Consider the following 21,371-nt stretch of genomic DNA (forward strand, 5'->3'; position numbering starts at 1 on the left):
AGGTGACGGATGAGCCAGGTCGTGCGGATTTTGAAGATAGGGGCGGGGATCATCGCTGCCGTCTTTGCGGCTGTGGTGGTACTGGCCCTCTATGCGCCCTATGAGGCCGGAAAGGTGTTGCGCGCCTTGAATATCGGCATCAGTGGACAATGGCTGGCCGTCTGGGCCGCCTTTGCGCTGGGGGCGCTCATCGTTTTGGTGGCCCTGTTCGGCGCGCTGAGCGGCTCCGGCTTTGTGGGCCGTCGCGGGGCGGGCAAACGACGCGAAGACTGAAAGGCCTATGGGCAAGCGCACACGGCTATAGTATGAGCCGCGCATGACCCCGAAAAAGCAGGACAAGCTCAACCGTAAAAAGGCCTCGCGTCAGTCGCCGCAGCACAAGGCCGCCATTGCCGAGCGCGAATCCAAAGGTTGGGCCCGCCCGACCCAGACTCCCAAAAACCCGAAGGCCATCGACCGTCCGCTGAAACTGTCCGACGAAGAGATTGTGTGGGTGAAGTCCATGCTGATCCACGAAGACGGGGTGATTATGGGCTTCAACAAGCCGTCCAACCTGTCGTCACAGGGCGGGCGCGGCAACTTCCATAATCTCGATGACATGCTGTGGGCTTTTGCCCGCTCGAACGGTAACAAGCCGCGCCTGCTGCACCGGCTGGACCGCGACACGTCGGGCATTATTCTGGCAGCCAGGACGCGCACCTCAGCGGCCTTTGTCGGCAATGCCATAGCCGCCCGCGATGTGCACAAGACCTATGTCTGCATCGTCGCCAATCCACATAATCTGAAGGACGAAGGCGTCATCGACGTGCCTCTGCGTCGTGAAGAGATCGGGCGCGAAGCCTATAGTCGCGTCTGCGCCCCCGACCATCCCGATGCGATGACCGCCCGCACCACCTATCGCGTGCTCGGCCGCACCGATACCTCGGCGCTGGTGCAATGTGAGCCGTTTACGGGCCGGATGCATCAGATCCGCGTGCACATGGCGCATCTGGGCTGCCCCATTGCCGGGGATGTCCGCTACGGCGGCGCGCTCAGTCTGGATGGTCTGCGCGTGCCGCGCCTGATGCTGCATGCCCGCGCCATAGAGTTTCCGCATCCCGATGGCGGTCGCCGTCGCTGGGAGGCACCGTTGAGCCCGGATATTCGGGTCCTGTGCGAAGGCCTTGGGCTGGGGAGCGAAAAAACGTCGTAAGGCTTCCCGCCGTTTACGGTAAACACGTATTGAGCTTAACGGCGCATTAGCGATGCTTCTTTCTCGGTCATTAATGTGTTTCTTATAATAATTGCCTGACTGTGTATCCTTTGGGGCAGAAAAGACATGTTGAAGCAATCCCGCGGTCGTCTGCGCCAAATCCGCGGTCAGGTGCAGAGGGCGGGTTTCTGGAGTAATGCCCGCGGCAACACCCTGATTGTTTTTGGTCTGCTTGCGGCCACTGTAGTGGCGGCCGCCGGGGGCGGGGTCGAGTTCAGCCTGGCTAACGAGCAGAGCAACCGGCTGCAGGACGCAGCCGATGCTGCGGCGCTGCGTGGGGCCTTGATGGCCAAGGACGAAACCGCCGCCAAGGCTGCCGCTGATACCGTGTTCAATCTCAACCTGACAGACAGCGGCATTACACCGACCTCCAAAGGCCTGACGTTCGAAACGAGTGGTTCGCACAAAACGGCGATTTATACGGCCAGGGCGCAGATCAACACGACCTTTCTGAGCATGATGGGCATCAAAACGCTCAGCATCGGCGCAACCTCTACCGCCGAAGCCGAAATGCGCAAGTCCGAAATCGCTCTGGTGCTCGACTCGACGGGGTCCATGTCGCGGGACTCGCGCATGACCAACCTTAAGGCCGCGGTGGACAGTGTGCTGGCTTCGTTGCTGGTCAATGGCCAGAATGTGTGGGATGCTCGGGTGGGTATCGTGCCCTTTGATACTCAGGTCAATATTCAAGGGGTTCCGGCCGGTGGCATCGCCGGAGAGTTTGGCGAGACGCCCTATACCTATAGCTGCACGGGCAGCAGCATGACGGCGGATCGCTGTACCTCCGCGGGGACGACGCGCGATCTGATGTGTAGCGGCGCGGCGGATGTGGCTGCCTGTAAAGCCAATGCCCGAATCTATGCCTACACGACCAGCGGTGGCACCTATCGAGTGTTTGTGACCTCCTATTATTCGCAAAACAACGGGTCTTGCTGGGCCGGGTACTATTACTACAACAGTTGTAATTACACGGTTGTGTCGCGGACCGACTACTATGCCGCCACGACCTGGGCGCGCACGAACAACACCAGCAATTCCACGGCGTGGCCTTGGGGGGCCTATTATGATCGCCCCAATAACAATTATGCGCAGTATACGGGCACGATCACCGCGACGCCGACCAGCGCCGGGGGCTATGGCTCAGGATCGACGACGACCATCAAGGACAACACCACCATTACGGCCAATTCGGACCTTTTGGGCGTCGGCACCGATAGCTGGAACGGCTGTGTCATCGACCGCAAGCAACCCTATGATGTGTCGGGCCAATCCCCCATAGCTTCCAATGCTGACACGCTTTATCCGGCGGCCAAATGCGCCACCAACAACCTTTTGCCGGTGATGGGGCTGACCACGGATATTGCCGCTGTGCGTGCCCATGCCCAGAAGCTGACACCGGCCGGCAATACCAATATCACTATCGGTGTGCAGTGGGGTATGGAGCTTTTGTCGCCGGAACTGCCGTTCAATACGGCCAAGGCCTACAGTGACAAGACCAACTACAAGTACATGATCGTCATTACCGACGGTGAAAACACACAGAACCGGTGGACCACCTCGGCGTCTTCGATCAATGCCCGAACACTGCTGGCCTGTCAGGCGGCGAAGGATCTGGGGATCACCGTCTATACGATCCGCGTCATGGAGGGGAACTCCGACATGCTCAGATCCTGCGCCAGCCGTCCGGAATACTTCTATGATGTCACGGCCGCCAGCCAGTTGACCTCGACTCTGGCTAAGGTCTTCTACTCGATCCAGAGCACGCGCCTGACGAAGTAAAGTGATATTTCCTGATTTGTTTCAGGTGCTTCCAAGCTTTTCCTTGTGCGACATGACAGGGTTTTGCAATAGAGTGAATCTTAAGCTTTGGCGCGTAAATTGCAGGTGCCAAACCGAACAGAGACACGGATACCCCCATGCGCCTGCCTGACTTCTTCCGCGATCGCCGTGGCAACACGGCCGTTATGTTCGGTCTGTTTTTCTTTCTGCTGACGGCGGCCATGGCCGGCGCGCTGGACTTTTCGACCGTCATTTCCCGTCGGGCCAAGGCGCAGGATGCGCTGGACGCGGCGACCCTGGCCGTGGCGATCCTGCGTCCGTCTACGGTTGAGCAGGCCAAGACGGCAGCGACCTTACGCCTCAATAAGGAACTGGGCGACAATCCGGACAAGGTAGCCATAGACCAGTTCCAGTATGACACGGCGACGCGCACCTACTATGTGACGGCCAAGGGGAGCTATAAAACCTTTCTTCTGGGCGTCGTGAACATCAAGGAGATGCCTTATCAGGTGCTCAGCAAGACCATTCAGGCGGCCAATGGCACGCTGGAGCTGTCGCTGGTGCTCGATAATACCGATTCGATGGGTGAGCTTCTGGATGGGTCCAAGTCTAGACTGGATGTGCTGAAGACTGCGGCGACCAACCTTGTCAACACGATCATGACGGACGCTAACAAGGACTATGTTAAAGTTGCCATCGTGCCCTATGCCAACTATGTCAATGTCGGTGTGGCCAATCGCAATCAGCCCTGGGTTTCGGTTGGTGGCGATTATACGGTGCCTGCAGCGGCTAAGACCTGTACAGAGATCAAAACGAAGAGAGTTTGTAAGGGCGGATATACGACTACCTGTAGCGATCTAAGGGATGGTGTTCCGTACACCTATCCATGTAAGAAAGGTGAGGTTTGTACGGATGAGCCCATCACACCTTACATATCCTGTACTAATCCTCAACCCACCTACTACAAGTGGTATGGCTGCGTGCGTCATCAGGTCGATTCCAAGACCAAATTGCTCGTCATGCCTGATCCGCTGACAGCCTATACAGGTGTCCTTGAAACGGCGCAGAACTGCCCAATGCCTATACAGCCGCTGACCAATGACAAGACTGTGGTGACCAATTCTATCAAGGGGCTGGTCAATAAAATAGGTAACTATAAACCAGATACTTTTATTCCTGGCGGTTTGCATTGGGGCGTCAATACGCTCTCGCCGCCCGCGCCCTTCAAGGAAGGGCAAGCCTATGATGCCAAGAACAAGGAACCGAAGAAAGTCATTGTTCTGATGACGGATGGGGCCAATACGCTTTATACGAACTCTTCCGGTCAAACGGTATCGGCAAAGAACGGTAATCCGCCCACGATCAACACCACACTGATCGCACCGACCTACACGGCACAAGATAATGTGTGTAAATACGCCAAGGGCAAGAATATCGAAATCTTCGTTATCGGCCTTGGGGTGACGGACCCCACGGCGCTGAGCGCACTGAAATCCTGCGCCACGGATGCCCAGCACTATTTCGATGCCCAGAGTGCGAATGAGTTGATTCAGGCATTTAACATCATCGGCGGCAAGCTGAGCGTCGTGCGCCTGATGCAATAGCTGCGGCAGAAAAGCAGCGCTGCCTCAGATAAGCGTCTTTTCTCAAGCGGTTGACGGTGTTAAGCGAAGAGGCGGGGACTTTCTGTTCCCGCTTTTTTCGTGGGATGGGTCATGAACCAGAAAATCGACTGGACCGAACTGTTCTTTTCGTCCACCGGACGGGTGCGTCAGACGCCGTTTCTGATCGCTCTGGCCGTGCTGGTCGGGCTGTTCATGATCTATGACTCGGCCATTACCGGTGCACCACGTGTGCTGACCGGGTGGGTGGTCTATCCGGCGCTGCTGTTTTGTGCCGCGTGCGTGCTGTCGAAGCGCCTACACGACCGGGGGCGCTCCGGTTGGTGGGCGGCGGTGATCCTGATTGCGTTTATGATGGTGTGGCCGCGCCCGGATAACTTCCTCGACTTTGTCGGGGCGCTGGTGCTGCTGTGGGCCGCCATTGACTTAGGCGCGATGCCCGGCGAACGAGGGGCAAACAGATACGGCCGTTCCACGCGGTTTGCCGAGCCCATTGAGACTGTTTGACGCTTATTCGGCCAGATCAACCAGCCCGAAGCGCGTGATAAATTCCTGACGCAGGGCGTAGTCCACCTCATCCATCGTTACCGGCAGGCCCAGATCAATCAGGCTGGTCACGCCGTGTTCCGAGATGCCGCACGGCACTATGCCATTGAAATGGCTGAGGTCCGGTTCGACATTCAGGCTGATACCGTGAAAACTGACCCAGCGGCGCAGCTTGATGCCGATGGCGGCTATTTTATCTTCGGGAACCGGTGTGATGCCCTTATCGCGGCGTTCGACCCACACGCCAACGCGCCCGTCGCGGATATGGCCTTCGACATTGAACTGCCACAGGGTGCCGATGATCCAGCCTTCCAGCGCCTTGATAAAAGCGCGGATGTCTTTGGTGCGCCGGTTGAGGTCCAGCATCACATAGATCACCCGCTGGCCGGGGCCGTGATAGGTGAATTGCCCACCGCGTGCGCTGTCGAACACCTCGAAACGCTCAGGCTCCAGCAGGTCTTCGCGCTTGGCCGATACACCGGCCGTGTAAAGCGGCGGGTGCTCGATCAGCCAGATCAGCTCGCGCGCCTCGCCCTTGAGGATGGCTTCGACGCGGGCCTCCATCGCGGCCACGGCGTCGGGATAGGGCACCTGACCCGCAGACATGCGCCATTCCGGCAGACCGTTTTCCGGGTCTTTCAGGAAAAAGTCCGGCGACACAAAATCGGACGGAGTGTCATCGGAATCTGCGGGGCTTAACCTGTCGTTCAGCATGTTCGGCCATTCTGCGGCGGATGGGGTAGGACTCCTCCCTATATGGGCATTCAAGGGATCAAGTCGAGCGTGTCGTCTCAGGTCAATTCCGTACCGGTGGAAATCTCAGTGCTTCTGGGGCGTTCCGTCCTGCCGATGCAGCAACTTCTGCGCATGGGCCGCGGCGCGGTGATCCCGCTGGATGCACGTGAGCACGATGAGGTGTGGATACTGGCCAACAATCACCCCGTCGCGCGCGGTGAAATCCAGATTTTCGAAGAGAAAATCTCGATCGTGGTTACCCGCCCGGCCAATGTCTATGACTTTATGGCCCTGGGGAATTAGACGAGGATAGCGTAACGTCTCTTACACCTCCCCAGCTTGCTGGGGAGGGGGACCACACGAGCCCGCATAGCGGGCAAGATGTGGTGGTGGGGTATCTTTGGGGGCAACATGACCGACATTCGCCGCAAAACCGCACTGGCGCGATAGATGCGCAAAGTGCTGACCACGCCGGAATGGTTGCTGTGGGAACGCTTGAAGCACCGCAGCGATGGCCTGATCTTCAAGCGCCAGTTTGCGATAGGGCCGTACATCCTTGATTTTTATTGTTTCAAGGCACGTCTGGCTGTTGAAGTGGACGGCACGTTGCACAGTCTGAATGAACGGGTGGAAAAAGATGCTGCGCGCGATGCATGGTTACGGTCGCAAGGGCTTGAGGTTTGCCGCCTGGCTGCCGCCGATGTGTACCGGGATGCTGATGGCGTTGCTGATAGGGTGAGGTTGCTGGCTCTGGAAAGAGCGGCGCGTTTTTCAAAAAGATAAGCCCCCCACCACCGCATCTCACCGCCTTTGGCGGCTCGTGCGGTCCCCCCAACACGTTGGGGAGGTATAAGATATTATTTCAGTATAGTGGGGCATGGAAGACGCTTATGACCAAACGATACATCTCCGATATTCTGTATCGCCGTCAGCGTCGAACAAAGACGATGATGCGAAACATGAAGGTGTGGTCGGAAACGCTTGCCGATGAATGGCCGGAGGCAACACCGCGTGGACGGGGATTTCATAACTGGAAAACGCCTGTCTGGAGCGGGCTGATCAATCCGCCTCGATCCTCGCTGCATACCCAGCGCCGTTATATAGAGCTTATCCTGCGCGCGGCCGCAAAGATGCAATCCAGCAAACCTGAACACCTCCAACACGCACGGGTAACGGCGATAATTTCTTATCCAGACCTGTTTCGCAGCAGCGTAGATGTGTTTTTCGATCAGGACTATTGGGCGGCTTTCGCGATCCGTTCTGATGCGAATGATCTATGGACGCCCCTACCGACCTCGCGCAGTCTGATGAAGTCCTACGGCTTGAAAGTACCCGCAGGCTTCAGGGAGCAAGGCTACAGCACCTACTGGCGCGACGATGACTTTGATCCGCCATATGAAAACCGGCAGCAGGTCTGGATTTACAGCGAAGTGATGTAAAAAAGAGCGGGTCGTGAGACCCGCTCTTTCCACATTGGACTCGGAAATTTTGCGACGGGCCGACCCCAGCAAAATTTTCTCGCTATGTACTTTTTTCCACGTCCCGATCCGCAGGATCGGGACGTGAGCCAAATTAGAAATCCATACCGCCCATGCCGCCCATGCCGCCGCCGGGCATAGCCGGGGCCGCTTCCTTCTTCGGGCTTTCGACCACGGCGGCTTCCGTCGTGATCAGCAGGCCCGACACCGAAGCCGCGTCTTGCAGAGCGGTACGCACAACCTTGGCCGGGTCGATGACGCCATCGGCCACCAGGTCCACGTACTTTTCGGTCTGAGCGTTGAAGCCGAAGTTGGCATCGTTCGATTCCAGCACCTTGCCGACGACGATCGAGCCTTCGACGCCTGCGTTTTCCGAGATCTGACGGATCGGAGCTTGCAGGGCCTTGCGCACGATGGCGATACCGGCGGTCTGGTCGTCATTGTCGCCGGTCAGGTCGGCCAGCTTCTTCGACGCCTTAAGCAGAGCCGTACCACCGCCCGGAACGATACCTTCGTCCACGGCCGCGCGGGTCGCGTTCAGGGCGTCATCGACGCGGTCCTTCTTTTCCTTCACTTCGACTTCGGTCGAGCCGCCGACGCGGATGACCGCAACGCCGCCGGCCAGCTTGGCCAGACGCTCTTGCAGCTTTTCCTTGTCGTAGTCCGAGGTGGTTTCTTCGATCTGTTGCTTGATCTGAGCCACGCGGCCTTCGATCTCTGCCTTTTCACCGACGCCATCCACCACGGTGGTGGTTTCCTTGGTGATCGTCACCTTCTTGGCGCGGCCCAGCATGTCGAGGGTCACGGTCTCAAGCTTGATGCCGATGTCTTCGGAGATCACCTGACCGGCGGTCAGGATGGCGATGTCTTCCAGCATGGCCTTGCGGCGGTCGCCGAAGCCCGGAGCCTTCACGGCGGCGACGCGCAGGCCGCCACGCAGGCGGTTGACGACGAGCGTAGCCAGAGCCTCGCCTTCGACGTCTTCGGCGATGATCAGCAGCGGGCGGCCCGACTGAACCACGGCTTCAAGGATCGGCAGGATGGGTTGCAGGGTCGAGATCTTCTTGTCGAAGATCAGGATGTACGGGTCTTCGAGGACCGCTTCCATCTTGTCCGGGTTGGTGACGAAGTAGGGCGACAGGTAGCCGCGGTCGAACTGCATGCCTTCGACGACGTCCAGCTCGGTTTCGGCGGTCTTGGCTTCTTCGACGGTGATGACGCCTTCGTTGCCGACCTTGGCCATGGCGTCAGCGATCATCTGACCGACTTCGGTGTCGCCATTGGCCGAGATGGTGCCGACCTGAGCGATTTCCGAGTTCGAGGTGACGGGTTTGGACGACGCCTTGATTTCGGCGATGGCCACGGCCACGGCCTTGTCGATACCGCGCTTCAGGTCCATCGGGTTGCGGCCCGAAGACACCGACTTCAGACCTTCAACGGCGATGGCCTGAGCCAGAACCGTGGCGGTCGTGGTGCCGTCACCGGCCTTGTCGTTGGTCTTGGAAGCGACTTCGCGGATCAGTTGCGCGCCCAGGTTTTCGAACTTATCGGCCAGTTCGATTTCCTTGGCGACCGACACGCCGTCCTTGGTCGAACGCGGTGCGCCGAAGGACTTTTCGAGGATGACGTTGCGGCCCTTGGGGCCAAGCGTGACCTTCACGGCATTGGCGAGGATGTTGACGCCGCGCAGGATCTTGTCGCGCGCGTCCGAGGAAAACAGTACGTCTTTAGCAGCCATTTCGGGTGTTCCTTTGGTTGCGTATTATCGGGATAGGGGGGGCAGAGCGGATTAACGCTCAACCACACCCAGGATGTCGGATTCTTTGAGGATCAGCAGGTCTTCGCCATCAAGCTTGACCTCGGTGCCGCCCCACTTACCGAACAGAATGCGGTCGCCGACCTTGACGTCCAGAGCGACTTGCTCGCCCTTTTCGTTGCGGGCGCCCGGCCCGACAGCGACGACTTCGCCTTCTTGCGGCTTTTCCTTGGCCGTATCAGGGATGATGATCCCGCCCTTGGTCTTGGCTTCTTCTTCAACGCGCTTCACGAGAACGCGGTCGCCCAGCGGACGAAAGCTCATATGATGTCTCCGATGTTATTCAGATGAATGTTAGCACTCAGTATGCCTGAGTGCTAACGCGCCCCTGAGTTAGGGTTGCGACCGCGGAGAGTCAAGAAGCGGCGAAGCGGATTCGTGTGAAATTTTTTCGCCGGGCTTGAGGTGATACGAGAAGGTCAAACCACAGATTTCACAGATGGCACAGATTAAGGCATTTGGGGCAAAGCGCTTCGGTTGCCACCCACAGGTGCGAAGTGCCTATCTGTGTCATCTGTGGTCCCCTTATAACCCTTATTTCAGCTCGATATCGGCCACGATGGGGAAGTGATCGGAAATGACCTTGCCCGAAAAGCTGTCGGTCAGGGTGGCGAAGCTCTTAACCGTCAACGCCCGATCCACAAAAATATGGTCGATAGCTTCGCCATCCGTCTGACGGATATCAAAGCCGTTGAAGGTGCCGGTCGGGCCAAAGCGGCGGGCGCTGACCACACGGCTGTCTTTCAGCGGGCTGGTTTCGGCGGTGAAGCGCTTATAGGGCGCGCTGTCCATACCGGTGTTGAAATCGCCCAGTACGATCAGGTGCGCGCCCGGCACCGTCGGCAGGCTCAGAATCTGCGCCGCACAGTTTTCACGCGCCTTGACGCCGACATGGTCAAAATGGGCGTTGCGCACATCAAAGACCTGACCGCCGCGTTTATCCTTCAAAATCAGGCGCGTGAAGGTGCGCGGCAGGGCGGCATCGGCGTCCTTGGACGGCGTATCGGGCGTCTGACCGCACCATTGCGTCGCTGCTGAGACCTTCTCGAAACGGTCGCGACGCCAGAAGACGGTCGTGCTTTCGCCGGCCTTGGCCCCGTCATCCCGGCCGACACCGTAATGGTCATAGTCTCCAAGGGCTTGCGACAGGTCATCGACCATCGGCAGCAGGGCCTCCTGTACACCGAGCACGTCGGGCGCGAGGAAGCTGATCTGCGCCGCCATGCGCGGGCCGCGCTCCGGCCACGGCGGCACGTCCTGCGGATTGGCGTAGCGGATATTGTAGCTCATCAGGCGCAGCGGGTCGGCAGAAGCGGGCGCGGCGACAAGCAGGGCGGCAGCGAGGAGGGGCAGCAGTTTCATAGGGTCAGTTTAGGGCTCGGCAAGGGCGGGGTCCAATGACATTCATATGACGTTTTTGAGCCGGGCTACCGTTTCACGCGGCTACTCTTCCTCCTCCCCACCTGTGGGGAGGTGGCGGGCGAAGTCCCGCCGGAGGGGTATCTTTTCGGCAGGGGTATACCCCTCCGCCTCGTAAACTCGGCACCTCCCCATACAATGGGGAGGAGGGAAATCGTGAAGTCGTACCGATCTAAAGCGCGGGCGTGGTTACGGTCGCGCCCTGCTGCTCCAGTTGTTGCAAAGCGCCGCCCGGGATGAGAAGCGCCGATAAAGGGAGCACAATCAGGGACTTGCCTGGCGTTTCTAAGGCGTTGTTGATCGCGCCCACTGTCTGTTCGACCGATTGCCCCAGCATGGCCTTGGTCGAAGGCGCGCCTTCGAGGCAGGCCAGAAGGGCGGAATCCGGTGACAAACGCTGCACGGCCTTGAGGTCGCCAGTGGCCCAGGCTTCGGTGGCGGCGCGGGCGTTCTTTACGGCGAAGTCGATTTCATCCAGCGTGGCGGCGACGCAATGCGCCTGTTGCTGCGCGCTAAAATCGTCGATGCGCCCCAGCGTCTTGGCTACGGAGAAACTGCCTGATGGCTTGGTTTTCAGCTTCTGGGCCTTGGCGAAACGCAGCAGCGTCTTTTCCGGGTCGCGCGTGGCAATCCCCGTCTTATCATAAATGTCTTCGCGCAGGGTGGCCGCCGCCCAGATGGGCGATAGTTTCTTGTACTTTTCGCGGTCCAGACCGTAGGCATCGGCCAGCGTATAGAAACGCTTCGACAGATCGGCCGGCAAGACCTCATCCAGCTTTTTGCCCAGCGGCAGGCGGCGGTCCATCAGAAGCCGCGCACCGCCGATCAGCCCACCTTTGGCTTCGGGCGCGGTGAGCAGCACATTCGACAGGCCGATGACCCGCTCGACGCGTTTGGAATCCCACGGTATGCGCTTGGTCATCACGGGCATGGCCCCCAGCACATAGACCTCGCTGTCGCCCTTGCGCACGCGCCACAGGGCCGGGCCGGGCAGGCGGGCGGTCACCACCACGTCGGTGATCCACTCGTCGCCGTCCTTGACGGTGCTGCCTTCGCTGATCGTCTCCTGCGCGAAGGCCGCGGGCGCGCTCAGGACCAGCGCAGCGAGACAAACGGATTTGAACATGGCGGGGCTCCTATTCAACTGCCATTTAAGCCCTAACTCCGTGACCGCAATGGGGCGGGCCCGCTCAGTCGCCGCCCTTCGCCGTCAGATCAGCCTCATCGGGGAGGTATGCCATGATGTCGCCCGGCTGACAGTCCAGCAGGAAACAGATTTTCGACAAGGTATCAAAACGCATCCCTTTCACCTTGCCGGTGCGCAGCAGCGACATCTGGGTTTCCGAGATGCCAACCTGCGCCGCTAAATCCTTGGCGCGCATCTTGCGCCGCGCCAGCATCACATCAAGCGTTACATTGACCGGCATATCAGACATACTGCTCCAGTTCCGCCGACAGGGCCTCGCGCGCCGCCTGAAGCATACGGATGCGCTGGCTTAGGCCAAGCAGGATCAGGCCCAGAGCGACAAAGATCAGGGTCAGCAGGACGTCATTTGCGACGCCGGGCTGCCGGCCGGTATTGTTATAGACCTCGCCCCATACCCAAGGTGTGACGTTCAGCCCTATAGCCAGACCGCCAAGGACCAACCCCGCCCCGCTGCGGCGTAGCCCTTTGGACAGAACCGGCTCCAGCGGCGTAACCGGACGAATGCGGGCGATCATGTCGGCAGCGAACCACAGGGCAATAGCGAAGAAGCCATAGGGCAACAGCGGTAAGCCGCCCTGCAACAGCGCCAGACCGAAAATGTCGGGCCGATGGCTGGTATGCGCCCACAGTTTCGGCAACTGAATGACCATCAGCAGCACCATGATCCCCATCGGCAGGCCGATCATGATTTTAAGAATAAGGGCCTTCATACGAAGCTCTCCATATCGGTTTGCAGCTTTTCACCGGCCTGCGTAATCAACCACAGCATCAGGCCGATCAGGCCGATAGTCAGGGGCTCGATGGCGAAATCATAGCGCACGCCGCGGAAGCGATCCTCGGTCATCGCGGTGAGGGTCGGCATAATAAGGATCGCCGCGATGGCCCCGTATATCAGGTTTGAACCGACATCTTTCAGGCCCTTGACGACCGAAGCCCCAAAGCCTTCGCCCTTATGCAGTCGCATAAAGACATCCGAAGCCGACCACAGGGCCCACAGATAGCAGATGGGAGCCAGAAGGCTGATCCAGAAGGACGGCAGCACCATGCTGATCGACAGAAGCGACACCTGAACGGACGGGTCCGGGTGCATGTCGTTCAGGGGGGCGGCCTTTTCGACCACCAATCCGGCGATAAGCCCTACGACGGCGACCTTCGTGCCTATGCCGATCAGGTCCAGCGGTAATTTGTGTGCAGACATGTGTGAACAGCCCCTCTGACAAATTAATGTTAGGGGTGTATAAATTTAAATTAGACTTAAAGTCAAGAGCCGGTGAGACGCAAGCCCAGCGCCTGTTTCACCTGCCGGGCCTGACGCGCCTGATCGGTCAGGGCCCAGCCCGGCACGCCCATCAGCAGAATCGACGCCAGCGCAAAGACCAGCGTCCGCAGCGCGCTGTTGTCTCCAAACATGAAGCTCAAGGCCGCCATCAGCAGCCATCCGGCGGAGGGGATCAGCATCCAGTCGCGGCGGCAGGCGGCCCCGGTCACGGCGCTGATCAGGGCGAAGACAATGGCCAGAAAGGCCATGTTGGACACCGGATTATAGGTACCGGCGACGACATTGCCGACTGAATAGACAAAGATGCCGGCTGCTGCGAACAGCCAGGCCGCCGAAACGGCCTCGGTGCGCCAGTTGGACAACAGGCTGTGCTTGCGCACACGCACGGCGATAACCACCGTGCCGATCAGGCCGGCCGTAAAATAGATGAGCCCGTAGGGTAGGGCGGGTAAAAGCCCGGCATAGGCCAGACTCAGGCACAGATGGCCCACGCCCAGAACGCCACCCCACCATAACAGGATCGGGCCACCGGCGAGACCCGCCGACTCTCCGCGCTCCATCAGTCGTCGCAGCCGCGTCAGTTCGTCATCCATGCCGGCGACGTCCTCCGGCGACAGAGGCGGTAACAGGCTATCGAGCTTGGGGCCCTGGATCATGGCGCGCTCCTCTTATGAATATAAGCGTTACCACTGATTGCCCGAAGGTAAAGCGGAATCGTCTGGTTCAACCCGGTTGCCAAGTCCGGCTCCTTTCCGATAGTTTTGTCATGAGACAGGGAGCACAGCATGACGCATCGGCGGCAATGGATGATCGGTATGGCGGCACTGATGGGAGTGACGCTCCTGCAAGGCTGTTTTCCGGCACAGCAAAAGCCTGCGGAAAACACCGAAGCGCCGAAAGCCCCGACCAAGCCCAAGCCGCTTTATCGCGATTTGCCCGTACCGCCGGACTCGGTGCGCGTGCTGATTCAAACCACTAAGGGTGATATTGTCGTTGAGTTGGACGGCAAGCGCGCACCGATTTCAACGGCCAACTTCCTGCAATATGTGGACTCCGGAAAGATGACGGACGCCCAGTTCTGGCGCGCCATGAAGTCGGGCAAGGGCGGGTTTGTTCAGGTCGAAGCGGCGGGCCACCGTTATCAGCCGATTCCGCACGAGCCGACCTCTCAGACCGGCCTGTCGCACGCCGACGGGACGATTTCGACGGCCCGCTATGCCGTGGGTACAGCCAGCAATCAGTTCACCATCTCGGTCGGCGATATGTCCTATATGGATGCCGGACGTGATCCGGAAGGCGACAATCAGGGCTATGCCGCGTTCGGCAAGGTGGTGTCGGGCATGGACGTGGTGAAGAAAATCCTCAACGGCAAGATCACCAAAAAGAAGATCGAGGGTGGCTGGGACGGGCAGAATCTCGAAAACCCGGTCAAGGTGCTCTCGGCCAAACGACTGAATTAGGTGACGTCGCCTTGCCGTTTTTTTGAGCCTCCCTCGACGGCGTAGGGTTGAGGACTAAAAATCTGTATAAAATATCTTCAATCGGCCTTTATTACCAAAAAGCAACTTGACGCTTTTTTGACGGGATGATCGTCTCAGCCGTAACGGGGCGGGCGCGACGCGTGGCGTTCCGGAACATCCTTTCATTCCGGACATCTTTTAAGGAGATACGCCGTGCACAGACGCAACTTTCTGGCCATGACCGGCCTGACGGCGGGCAGCCTGCTCGTGCCGTCGCTTTACGGGCGGGCCGTCGCCGCCGAAGTGCTTCAGGAGACGATCGACGTCAAGGTGAAGAAGACGCTGGCCGACGCCGGTCTGAACGCCGCGACCGGTTCCGGGGCCAGCTATTGCGACGTGCGCGTCGGGCGCTATCTGCGCCAGTTCGTCATCACGCGCGAAGATCGCGTTGAAAATGTCGTGAATACCGAGTCGCTGGGTGTGGGCATCCGCGTCATCGCCGATGGGGCCTGGGGCTTTGCGGCCACGAATGACATGACCACCGAAGCCGTGGCCAGGGCCGCCAAGCAGGCCGTGGCCGTCGCCAAGGCCAATGCGAAAATCCAGACCGTTCCGGTCAAGCTGGCCCCCGTCAAGGGCGTCGGTGAGGTGTCGTGGAAGACTCCAATCAAAAAGAACAGCATGGAGGTGCCGATCAAGGAAAAGGCCGAGCGCCTGATCGACGTCAATACCGCCGCGCTGAAGGCCGGGGCCGACTACGTCAATTCGATGATGTTCCTCGTCAATGAGCAGAAATATTTTGCTTCGACCGACGGCTCCTATATCGATCAGGACGTGCACCGCATCTGGGTGCCGATGACCCTGACCGCTATTGATAAAGAATCGGGCAAGTTCCGCACGCGCGATGGCCTGTCGGCGCCGATGGGTCTGGGCTACGAATATCTGGACGGCGACGCCAAGCAGAAGTTCACCGACCCGGCGGGCGTCACCGGCTATGGCCTCAGCTATGATATGAAGGAAGACGCGATCGCGGGCGCCAAACAGGCGCGCGAAAAGCTGAAGGCGCCGTCGGTCAAGCCGGGTAAGTACGATCTGGTACTCGACCCCAGCCATATGTGGCTGACCATCCACGAATCGGTGGGCCACCCGACCGAGCTTGACCGCGTTCTGGGCTATGAGGCCAACTACGCCGGCACCTCATTTGCGACGCTCGACAAGCGCGAAGCGAAGTTCCAGTACGGCTCGGAAAACGTCAATATCGTCGCCGACAAGACGCAGTTCGGCTCACTGGGCTTCGTCGGTTACGACGACGAAGGCGTCAAGACCAAGAAGTGGGACATCATCCGCGACGGCAAGCTGGTCGATTATCAGGCCATCCGCGATCAGGCGCATATTCTGGGTAAGACGGAATCAGACGGCTGCTGCTACGCCGACTCGTGGTCGTCCGTGCAATTCCAGCGCATGGCCAATATCTCGCTGGAGCCGGGCAAGAAAAAGCTCAGCGTCGCCGATATGATCAAGGGCGTCGAAAACGGCATCTATATTGTGGGCGATGGCTCCTTCTCGATCGACCAGCAGCGCTATAACGCGCAGTTCGGCGGGCAACTCTTCTATGAGATCAAGAACGGCAAGATCACCCAGATGATCGAGGACGTAGCCTATCAGATCCGCACGCCGGAATTCTGGAACGCCTGTTCGGCGATCTGCGACGAAAGCGATTATCGCCTGGGTGGCTCCTTCTTCGACGGCAAGGGGCAGCCGGGTCAGGTGTCGGCGGTGTCGCACGGCTCCTCCACCAGCCGTTTCAACGGCATCAATGTCATCAACACCGCGCGTTCGCTCGGTTAATCGGCGGATTGGGAGATTACAGATATGGGCATCCTTACCGAAGCCGAAGCCAAAGCCATTCTCGACAAGGTTATCAAGCTGTCGAAGGCCGACGAATGTACCGCCACCCTGTCGGGATCGATCAACGGCAATATCCGCTTTGCGCTGAATAACGTCTCGACCAGCGGCATCATCACCAATACCGAGCTGGGGGTTCAGGTGGCCTTCGGCAAGCGCGTCGGCATCGCCACCATCAATGCCTTTGACGACGCCTCGCTGGAGCGCGTCGTGCGCCGGGCCGAGGATCTGGCCAGGCTGGCCCCGGAAAACCCGGAATTCATGCCGGCCGTGGGCAAGCAGACCTACACGCCGACCAATACCTTCAGCGAAGCGACGGCGACCGTTACCCCGGAACAACGCGCCGAGGTGGCCGCCAAGTCGATCACCCCGTGCAAGCAGGCCAAGCTGATTGCCGCGGGCTTCCTGTCGGATGGTCAGGGTTTTCAGGCCTTTGCCAATTCCAACGGCAATTTCGGCTATCAGAAATCGACCTCGATGGACTATACCTGCACGGTGCGCACCGAAGACGGTCGCGGTTCGGGCTGGGTCGCGCGCAACCTTCAGAGCGTTGCCGACTTCAAGCCGGACACCGAAATCCAGATCGCCATGAAGAAGGCCGCCGAATCCGCCGACGCCAAGGCGCTGGAGCCCGGCAAATATACCGTCATCATGGAACCGGCCGCTTCGGCGGGCCTGATCTCGTTCATGATGAACTTTTTTGACGCCCGCTCGGCCGATGAAGGCCGCAGCTTCCTGTCGAAAAAGGGCGGTGGCAACAAGCTGGGTGAGCAGGTCTATGATCCGCGCGTCACCGTCTATGCCGACCCGTCGCATCCGGACGCCGCCGTGCTGCCGTGGGATGGCGAGGGCCTGCCGCGCAAACGCCTGCCCATCATCGAAAAGGGCAAGGTGGCCAGCCTGCAATATTCCCGCTACTGGGCACAGAAGCAGGGCAAGACGGCCGACGCCTCGCCGGGCAATCTGATTATGGAAGGCGGCACCAAATCGACCATGGATCTCGTGCGATCGACGCAGAAGGGGATTTTGGTCACCCGCACCTGGTATATCCGTATGGTTGATCCGCAGACCGTTTTGCTGACCGGCCTGACGCGCGATGGCACCTTCTATATCGAAAACGGCCAGATCAAGTATCCGATCAAGAACTTCCGCTTCAACGAGTCGCCGGTCATCATGCTCAACAATATCGAGGAGCTGGGTAAACCGGTGCGCGTCGGCGACGATGAATCGCCGTTCGTGATGATGATCCCGGCGATGAAGCTGCGTGACTTTACCTTCACGTCGTTGTCGGATGCCGTCTAAAATCCACCTCCCTCTTCCCGACCTCGGCGGCAGCCAGACGGGGAGAGGGGGGCGGTGTCCAGCCGGGGTGAGGGGCTTCTTTCCAACGTCAAGCAGACGAGCAAAGTGTGAACCGTAGATTACCCCTTATCCGGCGCGTTGCGCCACCTTCTCCCCGCTCGCGGGGCGAAGGGATGGGGCGAGGTGCGTTTCTGTCACTGCTCGCCGGGGGGCTGGCGGCGGCGCTGGCACGCCCGGCGCAGACGGCCAGCTACGACTTCTGGTTCACGCGCCTGAAATACGCCTCCGGTGACTGGGACGTCGATCAGCGGATGCCAGCCAATCTGATCACCTCCCTGATCGACTACACGACCCTGCGCGTCGATCCGAAGGAGCATGTGATCGACCTGTCCGATCCGAAGATGCTCAGCGCGCCCTTCTGCTATCTGGCCGGGCACAAGCTGGTCGATTTCAGCCCGGCGGAGCGACGCAATTTCGAGACCTATGTGAAAAATGGCGGCTTCGTCTTTGTCGATGACTGCAACCACGACATTGACGGCCTGTTCGCCAAGTCGTTCGAGCGGCAGATGGCAACGATTTTTGGCCCGCAGGCGCTGAAAAAACTGCCCAATACGCACGCCATCTACAAGAGCTTTTTCCAGTTCGACGGCCCGCCCAATACCGCGTTTGAACTGAACGGCTGGGGCGACGATCTGGTGCACGACTATCTGAAAGGCATAGAGATCAATGGCCGTCTGGGCGTCCTCTATTCCAACAAGGACTATGGCTGCGAGTGGGACTACGATTGGCGCAACAAGCGCTTTCTGGCCGAAGACAATACCAAATTCGGCATCAATATTGTGATTTATGCTTTGACGAACTGAGACGTCAGACGGCCTTCGCCTCCGGGGCCCGATTATGGGGATTAAGATATGTCGATCAGTGAAACCGAGATCAGGGAAAGGCTGGCCCGCCTGGGTCACCTGCGTCAGGCCATCGCTCAGGCTATTGTCGGTCAGGCCGATGTGGTCGAACAACTCCTGATCGGGCTGCTGGCCGGCGGGCATTGCCTGCTGGAAGGCGTGCCGGGGCTGGGTAAGACGCTTCTGGTGCGCTCACTGGGGCAGGCGCTGGAGCTGCAATTCCGCCGCGTACAGTTCACCCCCGACCTGATGCCCAGCGATATTCTGGGGACCGAACTGCTGGAGGAGGATCACGGCACCGGTCACCGCCATTTCCGTTTCCAGCCGGGGCCGGTCTTTACCAACCTGCTGCTGGCGGACGAGCTGAACCGCACGCCGCCCAAGACGCAGGCCGCCCTGCTGGAGGCGATGCAGGAGCGCACTGTGTCCTATGCCGGGGTGACGCATACCTTGCCGTCACCCTTCTTCGTACTGGCGACGCAGAATCCGCTGGAGCAGGCCGGGACCTATCCGCTGCCCGAAGCGCAGCTTGATCGCTTCCTGCTGCATATCCGCGTCGATTACCCGACGGAGTCCGAAGAACACGACATTCTGCGCCAAACCACCGGTGCCGGCGGTGGGGCGGTGCCCAAGGTGATGGGGGCTGAGGACGTGCTGGTGCTGCAAAAACTGGTGCGCGACGTGCATGTCGGCGAAGACCTGCTACGCTGGATCACGCGGCTGGTGCGCGCCACGCGGCCGGGTGAGGGCGCACCGCAGGCCGTCAACACCTATATCAAATGGGGGGCTGGGCCGCGCGCAGGTCAGTCTCTGGTGCTGGCGGCCAAGGCGCGGGCCCTGTTGCAGGGACGGCTGGCAGCCACCCGCGAAGACGTGATGGCGCTGGCCGCCCCCGTCATGCGCCACCGCCTGCTGATGTCGTTTGCTGCTGAGGCCGAGGGCGTGGCCCCCGATACGGTCGTGGCCGCTATTCTGAGCGCCGTAAAGCTCTGAGCGCATGGTGTATGACCCGATCCCTCCTGAGGTGCGCCACAGGCTAAAAGGCCTGCGCCTGAGCGCGCGCCGCGCGTCCGGGGCGTCGGGGATCGGGCTGCACGCGTCGCGCTCACGCGGGGCGGGGCTGGAGTTTGCGCAGTACCGCGCCTATGAGTCGGGCGACGAACTGCGTCAGATCGACTGGAAGCTCTATGCGCGCTCGGATAAGTTTTTCGTGCGCGAATCCGAGCGCGAAAGCCCGCTTAGGGTGTGGATGGTGCTCGACCTGTCGGCGTCGATGGGCCAGACCGATACGGCGAAACCCGATTGGAGCCGCCTTGAGGCCGCGAAGACCATGGCCGCCTGTGTCGGCGAACTGGCCCTGCGTCAGGGGGACGCCTTTGGCCTGATCACCCTCAGCGATCGCGGTGTCGCCGTCGTCGAGGCCGCAGCGGGGTTGAAGGCGCGCGACCGGCTGCGGCTGGAACTGTTCAAGCTGAAAGCGGGCGGTGGGTTTCCCTCAGTGACGCAGTTGTCGCCGGTCTGGGGACGCATTCGCGCGCAGGACATGGTCATGGTGTTCAGCGACGGCTTCGACGAGGGCTGCGCCGAGCTGATGACGCGGCTGTCGGCGGCCGGGCGCGACGTGCTGATGGTGCAGACCCTGACCGCCGAGGAGCGCAATTTTCCGTTTCAGGGTGGCTATCGTTTCGACGATCCGGAAGGCGGGGCCGAGGTGCTGGGTGACGGCAAGGCCCTGCGCGCCGACTTCCTCAAGCGCTTTGCCGCTGCCCGTCAGGCTTTCGAGGCGCGGCTGTTCGCGGCAGGGGTGCGGCATACGCATTACTGGCTGGATGAGCCGGTGGACGCGCCGCTGTTTCGGTTGTTCGGCCAAAAAACATCAGGAAAGGAGACGGCCTGATGCCCGCGCTCCTGTTTCCGTTAGGTCTGGCAGCTCTGCTGGCCGTGGTTGTGCCGCTGGTCATCCACCTGATGCGACGCGACGAGCTGCGCCCGGTGGTCTTTGCCGCCCTGCGCTGGCTCGATCCGCGCCCCAAACCGCGCCAGCGTATCCGGTTCAGCGAATGGCCGCTGCTGATCGTGCGTCTGCTGCTGATTGCGGTGCTGGCCCTGCTGCTGGCGCGGCCCGTCCTGACCGCACCGCTCAGTGATAAGCCCTATGTGGCTGTGGTGCCGGGGGCTGATCCGAAGGCGGCGCAACAGGCGGTGGGGGAAGACGCCGAGGCGCATTGGCTGACAGCGGGCTTTCCGCGCTTAAGCGACACTCCGGGGGCGGTGGGAGAAGTGAGCAGCCGTCTGCGGCAACTCGACGCGCAATTGCCGCCGGGGGTCAAGCTGACCATTGTGGTACCGCAAACCCTGCAAGGGGTCGATGCCGAACGCCCCATCCTCAGCCGCACTGTGGACTGGCGCATCGTCGCCGGGGCCATGCCCGCCGCTCAGGCGTCGGCGACGAAACTGCCCGTCCTCAGCGTGCGGTATGCGCCGGACCACGCCGCCGACGTGCGTTGGTTCCGCGCTGTGTCTGCCGCCTGGCAGACGCCGTTCGAGGCCGCCGGGGTGGACGCGACCCTGCCGTCGAAGGATCAGGTTTTGGTGTGGCTGGGCAGCGGTAACGTCCCGCCTGTCGTCAGTGCGCGTGTGAAATCGGGCGGGACGGTCCTCTTGGGGGC

24 protein-coding genes are annotated in these 21,371 nt (G+C 60.2%); 15 read left to right on the plus strand and 9 right to left on the minus strand.

Features of this window, described 5'->3' with window-relative positions; translation table 11 throughout:
- Positions 1-9 precede the first annotated feature (9 nt).
- The 5 genes from Q0072_RS06200 to Q0072_RS06220 all read left to right on the plus strand — a co-directional run bounded on the left by Q0072_RS06200 (position 10) and on the right by Q0072_RS06220 (position 5,160).
- Positions 10-273, plus strand: coding sequence for a hypothetical protein (locus Q0072_RS06200; RefSeq protein WP_298327260.1), 264 nt, complete (start codon positions 10-12; stop codon positions 271-273).
- A 43-nt stretch (positions 274-316) separates the two neighbouring features.
- Entirely contained in the window at positions 317-1,192 is an 876-nt protein-coding gene (locus Q0072_RS06205) for an RluA family pseudouridine synthase (protein ID WP_298327261.1), read from the plus strand.
- 126 nt (positions 1,193-1,318) lie between these two features.
- Positions 1,319-3,031, plus strand: coding sequence for a pilus assembly protein TadG-related protein (locus Q0072_RS06210; protein WP_298327262.1), 1,713 nt, complete (start codon positions 1,319-1,321; stop codon positions 3,029-3,031).
- 137 nt (positions 3,032-3,168) lie between these two features.
- Positions 3,169-4,635: a TadE/TadG family type IV pilus assembly protein gene (locus Q0072_RS06215; RefSeq protein WP_298327264.1), complete on the plus strand. Its 1,467-nt coding sequence runs from the start codon at positions 3,169-3,171 to the stop codon at positions 4,633-4,635.
- 111 nt (positions 4,636-4,746) lie between these two features.
- Positions 4,747-5,160, plus strand: coding sequence for a DUF805 domain-containing protein (locus Q0072_RS06220; protein WP_298327267.1), 414 nt, complete (start codon positions 4,747-4,749; stop codon positions 5,158-5,160).
- 3 nt (positions 5,161-5,163) lie between these two features.
- Here the strand turns inward: Q0072_RS06220 and lipB are convergent, their stop codons facing one another.
- Positions 5,164-5,805 (minus strand): lipoyl(octanoyl) transferase LipB, encoded by a 642-nt coding sequence (gene lipB, locus Q0072_RS06225; RefSeq protein WP_298327320.1) that lies wholly within the window; start codon positions 5,803-5,805, stop codon positions 5,164-5,166.
- 150 nt (positions 5,806-5,955) lie between these two features.
- On the opposite strand from lipB, the gene Q0072_RS06230 reads away from it, so the two are divergent.
- The 3 genes from Q0072_RS06230 to Q0072_RS06240 all read left to right on the plus strand — a co-directional run bounded on the left by Q0072_RS06230 (position 5,956) and on the right by Q0072_RS06240 (position 7,373).
- The gene (locus Q0072_RS06230) at positions 5,956-6,237 is read left to right on the plus strand and encodes a FliM/FliN family flagellar motor switch protein (protein WP_013478892.1); all 282 of its coding nucleotides are present in this window, start codon (positions 5,956-5,958) and stop codon (positions 6,235-6,237) included.
- Between the two features lie 147 nt (positions 6,238-6,384).
- A complete protein-coding gene (locus tag Q0072_RS06235; protein ID WP_298327275.1) occupies positions 6,385-6,717 on the plus strand; it encodes an endonuclease domain-containing protein in 333 nt (110 codons plus the stop codon).
- A gap of 107 nt (positions 6,718-6,824) precedes the next feature.
- Complete coding sequence (locus Q0072_RS06240; protein WP_298327278.1) at positions 6,825-7,373, plus strand: DUF3916 domain-containing protein; 549 nt, start codon at positions 6,825-6,827, stop codon at positions 7,371-7,373.
- Positions 7,374-7,506: 133 nt separating this feature from the next.
- Here Q0072_RS06240 and groL read toward each other — a convergent pair whose 3' ends face one another.
- From groL to Q0072_RS06280, 8 genes are all read right to left on the minus strand, one after another.
- Positions 7,507-9,150, minus strand: a complete 1,644-nt coding sequence (groL, locus tag Q0072_RS06245) for a chaperonin GroEL (protein WP_298327280.1) — start codon at positions 9,148-9,150, stop codon at positions 7,507-7,509.
- A 51-nt stretch (positions 9,151-9,201) separates the two neighbouring features.
- Complete coding sequence (gene groES, locus Q0072_RS06250; protein ID WP_298327283.1) at positions 9,202-9,492, minus strand: co-chaperone GroES; 291 nt, start codon at positions 9,490-9,492, stop codon at positions 9,202-9,204.
- A gap of 270 nt (positions 9,493-9,762) precedes the next feature.
- Positions 9,763-10,590: an endonuclease/exonuclease/phosphatase family protein gene (locus Q0072_RS06255; protein WP_298327287.1), complete on the minus strand. Its 828-nt coding sequence runs from the start codon at positions 10,588-10,590 to the stop codon at positions 9,763-9,765.
- 229 nt (positions 10,591-10,819) lie between these two features.
- Positions 10,820-11,773 (minus strand): TraB/GumN family protein, encoded by a 954-nt coding sequence (locus tag Q0072_RS06260; RefSeq protein WP_298327292.1) that lies wholly within the window; start codon positions 11,771-11,773, stop codon positions 10,820-10,822.
- 64 nt (positions 11,774-11,837) lie between these two features.
- Positions 11,838-12,074, minus strand: a complete 237-nt coding sequence (locus Q0072_RS06265) for a helix-turn-helix transcriptional regulator (protein WP_298327323.1) — start codon at positions 12,072-12,074, stop codon at positions 11,838-11,840.
- Position 12,075: 1 nt separating this feature from the next.
- Positions 12,076-12,564, minus strand: a complete 489-nt coding sequence (locus Q0072_RS06270) for a hypothetical protein (protein ID WP_298327296.1) — start codon at positions 12,562-12,564, stop codon at positions 12,076-12,078.
- Entirely contained in the window at positions 12,561-13,052 is a 492-nt protein-coding gene (locus tag Q0072_RS06275; protein WP_298327299.1) for a hypothetical protein, read from the minus strand. Before Q0072_RS06275 ends, Q0072_RS06270 begins: the two co-directional genes overlap by 4 nt.
- 62 nt (positions 13,053-13,114) lie before the next feature.
- Positions 13,115-13,789, minus strand: coding sequence for a hypothetical protein (locus Q0072_RS06280; protein WP_298327302.1), 675 nt, complete (start codon positions 13,787-13,789; stop codon positions 13,115-13,117).
- A 129-nt stretch (positions 13,790-13,918) separates the two neighbouring features.
- On the opposite strand from Q0072_RS06280, the gene Q0072_RS06285 reads away from it, so the two are divergent.
- The 7 genes from Q0072_RS06285 to Q0072_RS06315 all read left to right on the plus strand — a co-directional run.
- Positions 13,919-14,593: a peptidylprolyl isomerase gene (locus Q0072_RS06285; RefSeq protein WP_298327304.1), complete on the plus strand. Its 675-nt coding sequence runs from the start codon at positions 13,919-13,921 to the stop codon at positions 14,591-14,593.
- Between the two features lie 213 nt (positions 14,594-14,806).
- Complete coding sequence (locus tag Q0072_RS06290; protein WP_298327307.1) at positions 14,807-16,441, plus strand: TldD/PmbA family protein; 1,635 nt, start codon at positions 14,807-14,809, stop codon at positions 16,439-16,441.
- A gap of 24 nt (positions 16,442-16,465) precedes the next feature.
- Positions 16,466-17,800 carry a TldD/PmbA family protein gene (locus Q0072_RS06295; protein WP_298327309.1) on the plus strand — a complete coding sequence of 445 codons (1,335 nt, stop codon included), beginning with the start codon at positions 16,466-16,468 and terminating at the stop codon, positions 17,798-17,800.
- A gap of 173 nt (positions 17,801-17,973) precedes the next feature.
- Positions 17,974-18,663 (plus strand): DUF4159 domain-containing protein, encoded by a 690-nt coding sequence (locus Q0072_RS06300; protein WP_298327313.1) that lies wholly within the window; start codon positions 17,974-17,976, stop codon positions 18,661-18,663.
- Positions 18,664-18,711: 48 nt separating this feature from the next.
- Positions 18,712-19,695, plus strand: a complete 984-nt coding sequence (locus Q0072_RS06305; RefSeq protein WP_172961219.1) for a MoxR family ATPase — start codon at positions 18,712-18,714, stop codon at positions 19,693-19,695.
- 4 nt (positions 19,696-19,699) lie between these two features.
- Positions 19,700-20,599, plus strand: a complete 900-nt coding sequence (locus Q0072_RS06310; protein WP_298327315.1) for a DUF58 domain-containing protein — start codon at positions 19,700-19,702, stop codon at positions 20,597-20,599.
- On the plus strand, positions 20,599-21,371 hold a 773-nt coding region (locus Q0072_RS06315; protein ID WP_298327317.1), incomplete at its 3' end, for a BatA domain-containing protein. The genes Q0072_RS06310 and Q0072_RS06315, both read left to right, overlap by 1 nt.

The organism is Asticcacaulis sp. (assembly GCF_027484505.1).
Classification (GTDB): domain Bacteria; phylum Pseudomonadota; class Alphaproteobacteria; order Caulobacterales; family Caulobacteraceae; genus Asticcacaulis.

What these genes read in the sequence shown, in the direction of transcription:
- Q0072_RS06265 (WP_298327323.1), bottom strand. Translation starts at nt 12,074, where the DNA reads ATGCCGGTCAATGTAACGCTTGATGTGATGCTGGCGCGGCGCAAGATG.
- Q0072_RS06310 (WP_298327315.1), top strand. Translation starts at nt 19,700, where the DNA reads ATGGTGTATGACCCGATCCCTCCTGAGGTGCGCCACAGGCTAAAAGGC.
- groL (WP_298327280.1), bottom strand. Translation starts at nt 9,150, where the DNA reads ATGGCTGCTAAAGACGTACTGTTTTCCTCGGACGCGCGCGACAAGATC.
- Q0072_RS06260 (WP_298327292.1), bottom strand. Translation starts at nt 11,773, where the DNA reads ATGTTCAAATCCGTTTGTCTCGCTGCGCTGGTCCTGAGCGCGCCCGCG.
- Q0072_RS06305 (WP_172961219.1), top strand. Translation starts at nt 18,712, where the DNA reads ATGTCGATCAGTGAAACCGAGATCAGGGAAAGGCTGGCCCGCCTGGGT.
- Q0072_RS06230 (WP_013478892.1), top strand. Translation starts at nt 5,956, where the DNA reads ATGGGCATTCAAGGGATCAAGTCGAGCGTGTCGTCTCAGGTCAATTCC.
- Q0072_RS06280 (WP_298327302.1), bottom strand. Translation starts at nt 13,789, where the DNA reads ATGATCCAGGGCCCCAAGCTCGATAGCCTGTTACCGCCTCTGTCGCCG.
- Q0072_RS06215 (WP_298327264.1), top strand. Translation starts at nt 3,169, where the DNA reads ATGCGCCTGCCTGACTTCTTCCGCGATCGCCGTGGCAACACGGCCGTT.
- Q0072_RS06235 (WP_298327275.1), top strand. Translation starts at nt 6,385, where the DNA reads ATGCGCAAAGTGCTGACCACGCCGGAATGGTTGCTGTGGGAACGCTTG.
- Q0072_RS06270 (WP_298327296.1), bottom strand. Translation starts at nt 12,564, where the DNA reads ATGAAGGCCCTTATTCTTAAAATCATGATCGGCCTGCCGATGGGGATC.
- Q0072_RS06285 (WP_298327304.1), top strand. Translation starts at nt 13,919, where the DNA reads ATGACGCATCGGCGGCAATGGATGATCGGTATGGCGGCACTGATGGGA.
- lipB (WP_298327320.1), bottom strand. Translation starts at nt 5,805, where the DNA reads ATGTCTGCGGGTCAGGTGCCCTATCCCGACGCCGTGGCCGCGATGGAG.
- Q0072_RS06220 (WP_298327267.1), top strand. Translation starts at nt 4,747, where the DNA reads ATGAACCAGAAAATCGACTGGACCGAACTGTTCTTTTCGTCCACCGGA.
- Q0072_RS06295 (WP_298327309.1), top strand. Translation starts at nt 16,466, where the DNA reads ATGGGCATCCTTACCGAAGCCGAAGCCAAAGCCATTCTCGACAAGGTT.
- Q0072_RS06240 (WP_298327278.1), top strand. Translation starts at nt 6,825, where the DNA reads ATGACCAAACGATACATCTCCGATATTCTGTATCGCCGTCAGCGTCGA.
- Q0072_RS06210 (WP_298327262.1), top strand. Translation starts at nt 1,319, where the DNA reads ATGTTGAAGCAATCCCGCGGTCGTCTGCGCCAAATCCGCGGTCAGGTG.
- Q0072_RS06275 (WP_298327299.1), bottom strand. Translation starts at nt 13,052, where the DNA reads ATGTCTGCACACAAATTACCGCTGGACCTGATCGGCATAGGCACGAAG.
- Q0072_RS06200 (WP_298327260.1), top strand. Translation starts at nt 10, where the DNA reads ATGAGCCAGGTCGTGCGGATTTTGAAGATAGGGGCGGGGATCATCGCT.
- Q0072_RS06300 (WP_298327313.1), top strand. Translation starts at nt 17,974, where the DNA reads ATGGGGCGAGGTGCGTTTCTGTCACTGCTCGCCGGGGGGCTGGCGGCG.
- Q0072_RS06205 (WP_298327261.1), top strand. Translation starts at nt 317, where the DNA reads ATGACCCCGAAAAAGCAGGACAAGCTCAACCGTAAAAAGGCCTCGCGT.
- Q0072_RS06255 (WP_298327287.1), bottom strand. Translation starts at nt 10,590, where the DNA reads ATGAAACTGCTGCCCCTCCTCGCTGCCGCCCTGCTTGTCGCCGCGCCC.
- groES (WP_298327283.1), bottom strand. Translation starts at nt 9,492, where the DNA reads ATGAGCTTTCGTCCGCTGGGCGACCGCGTTCTCGTGAAGCGCGTTGAA.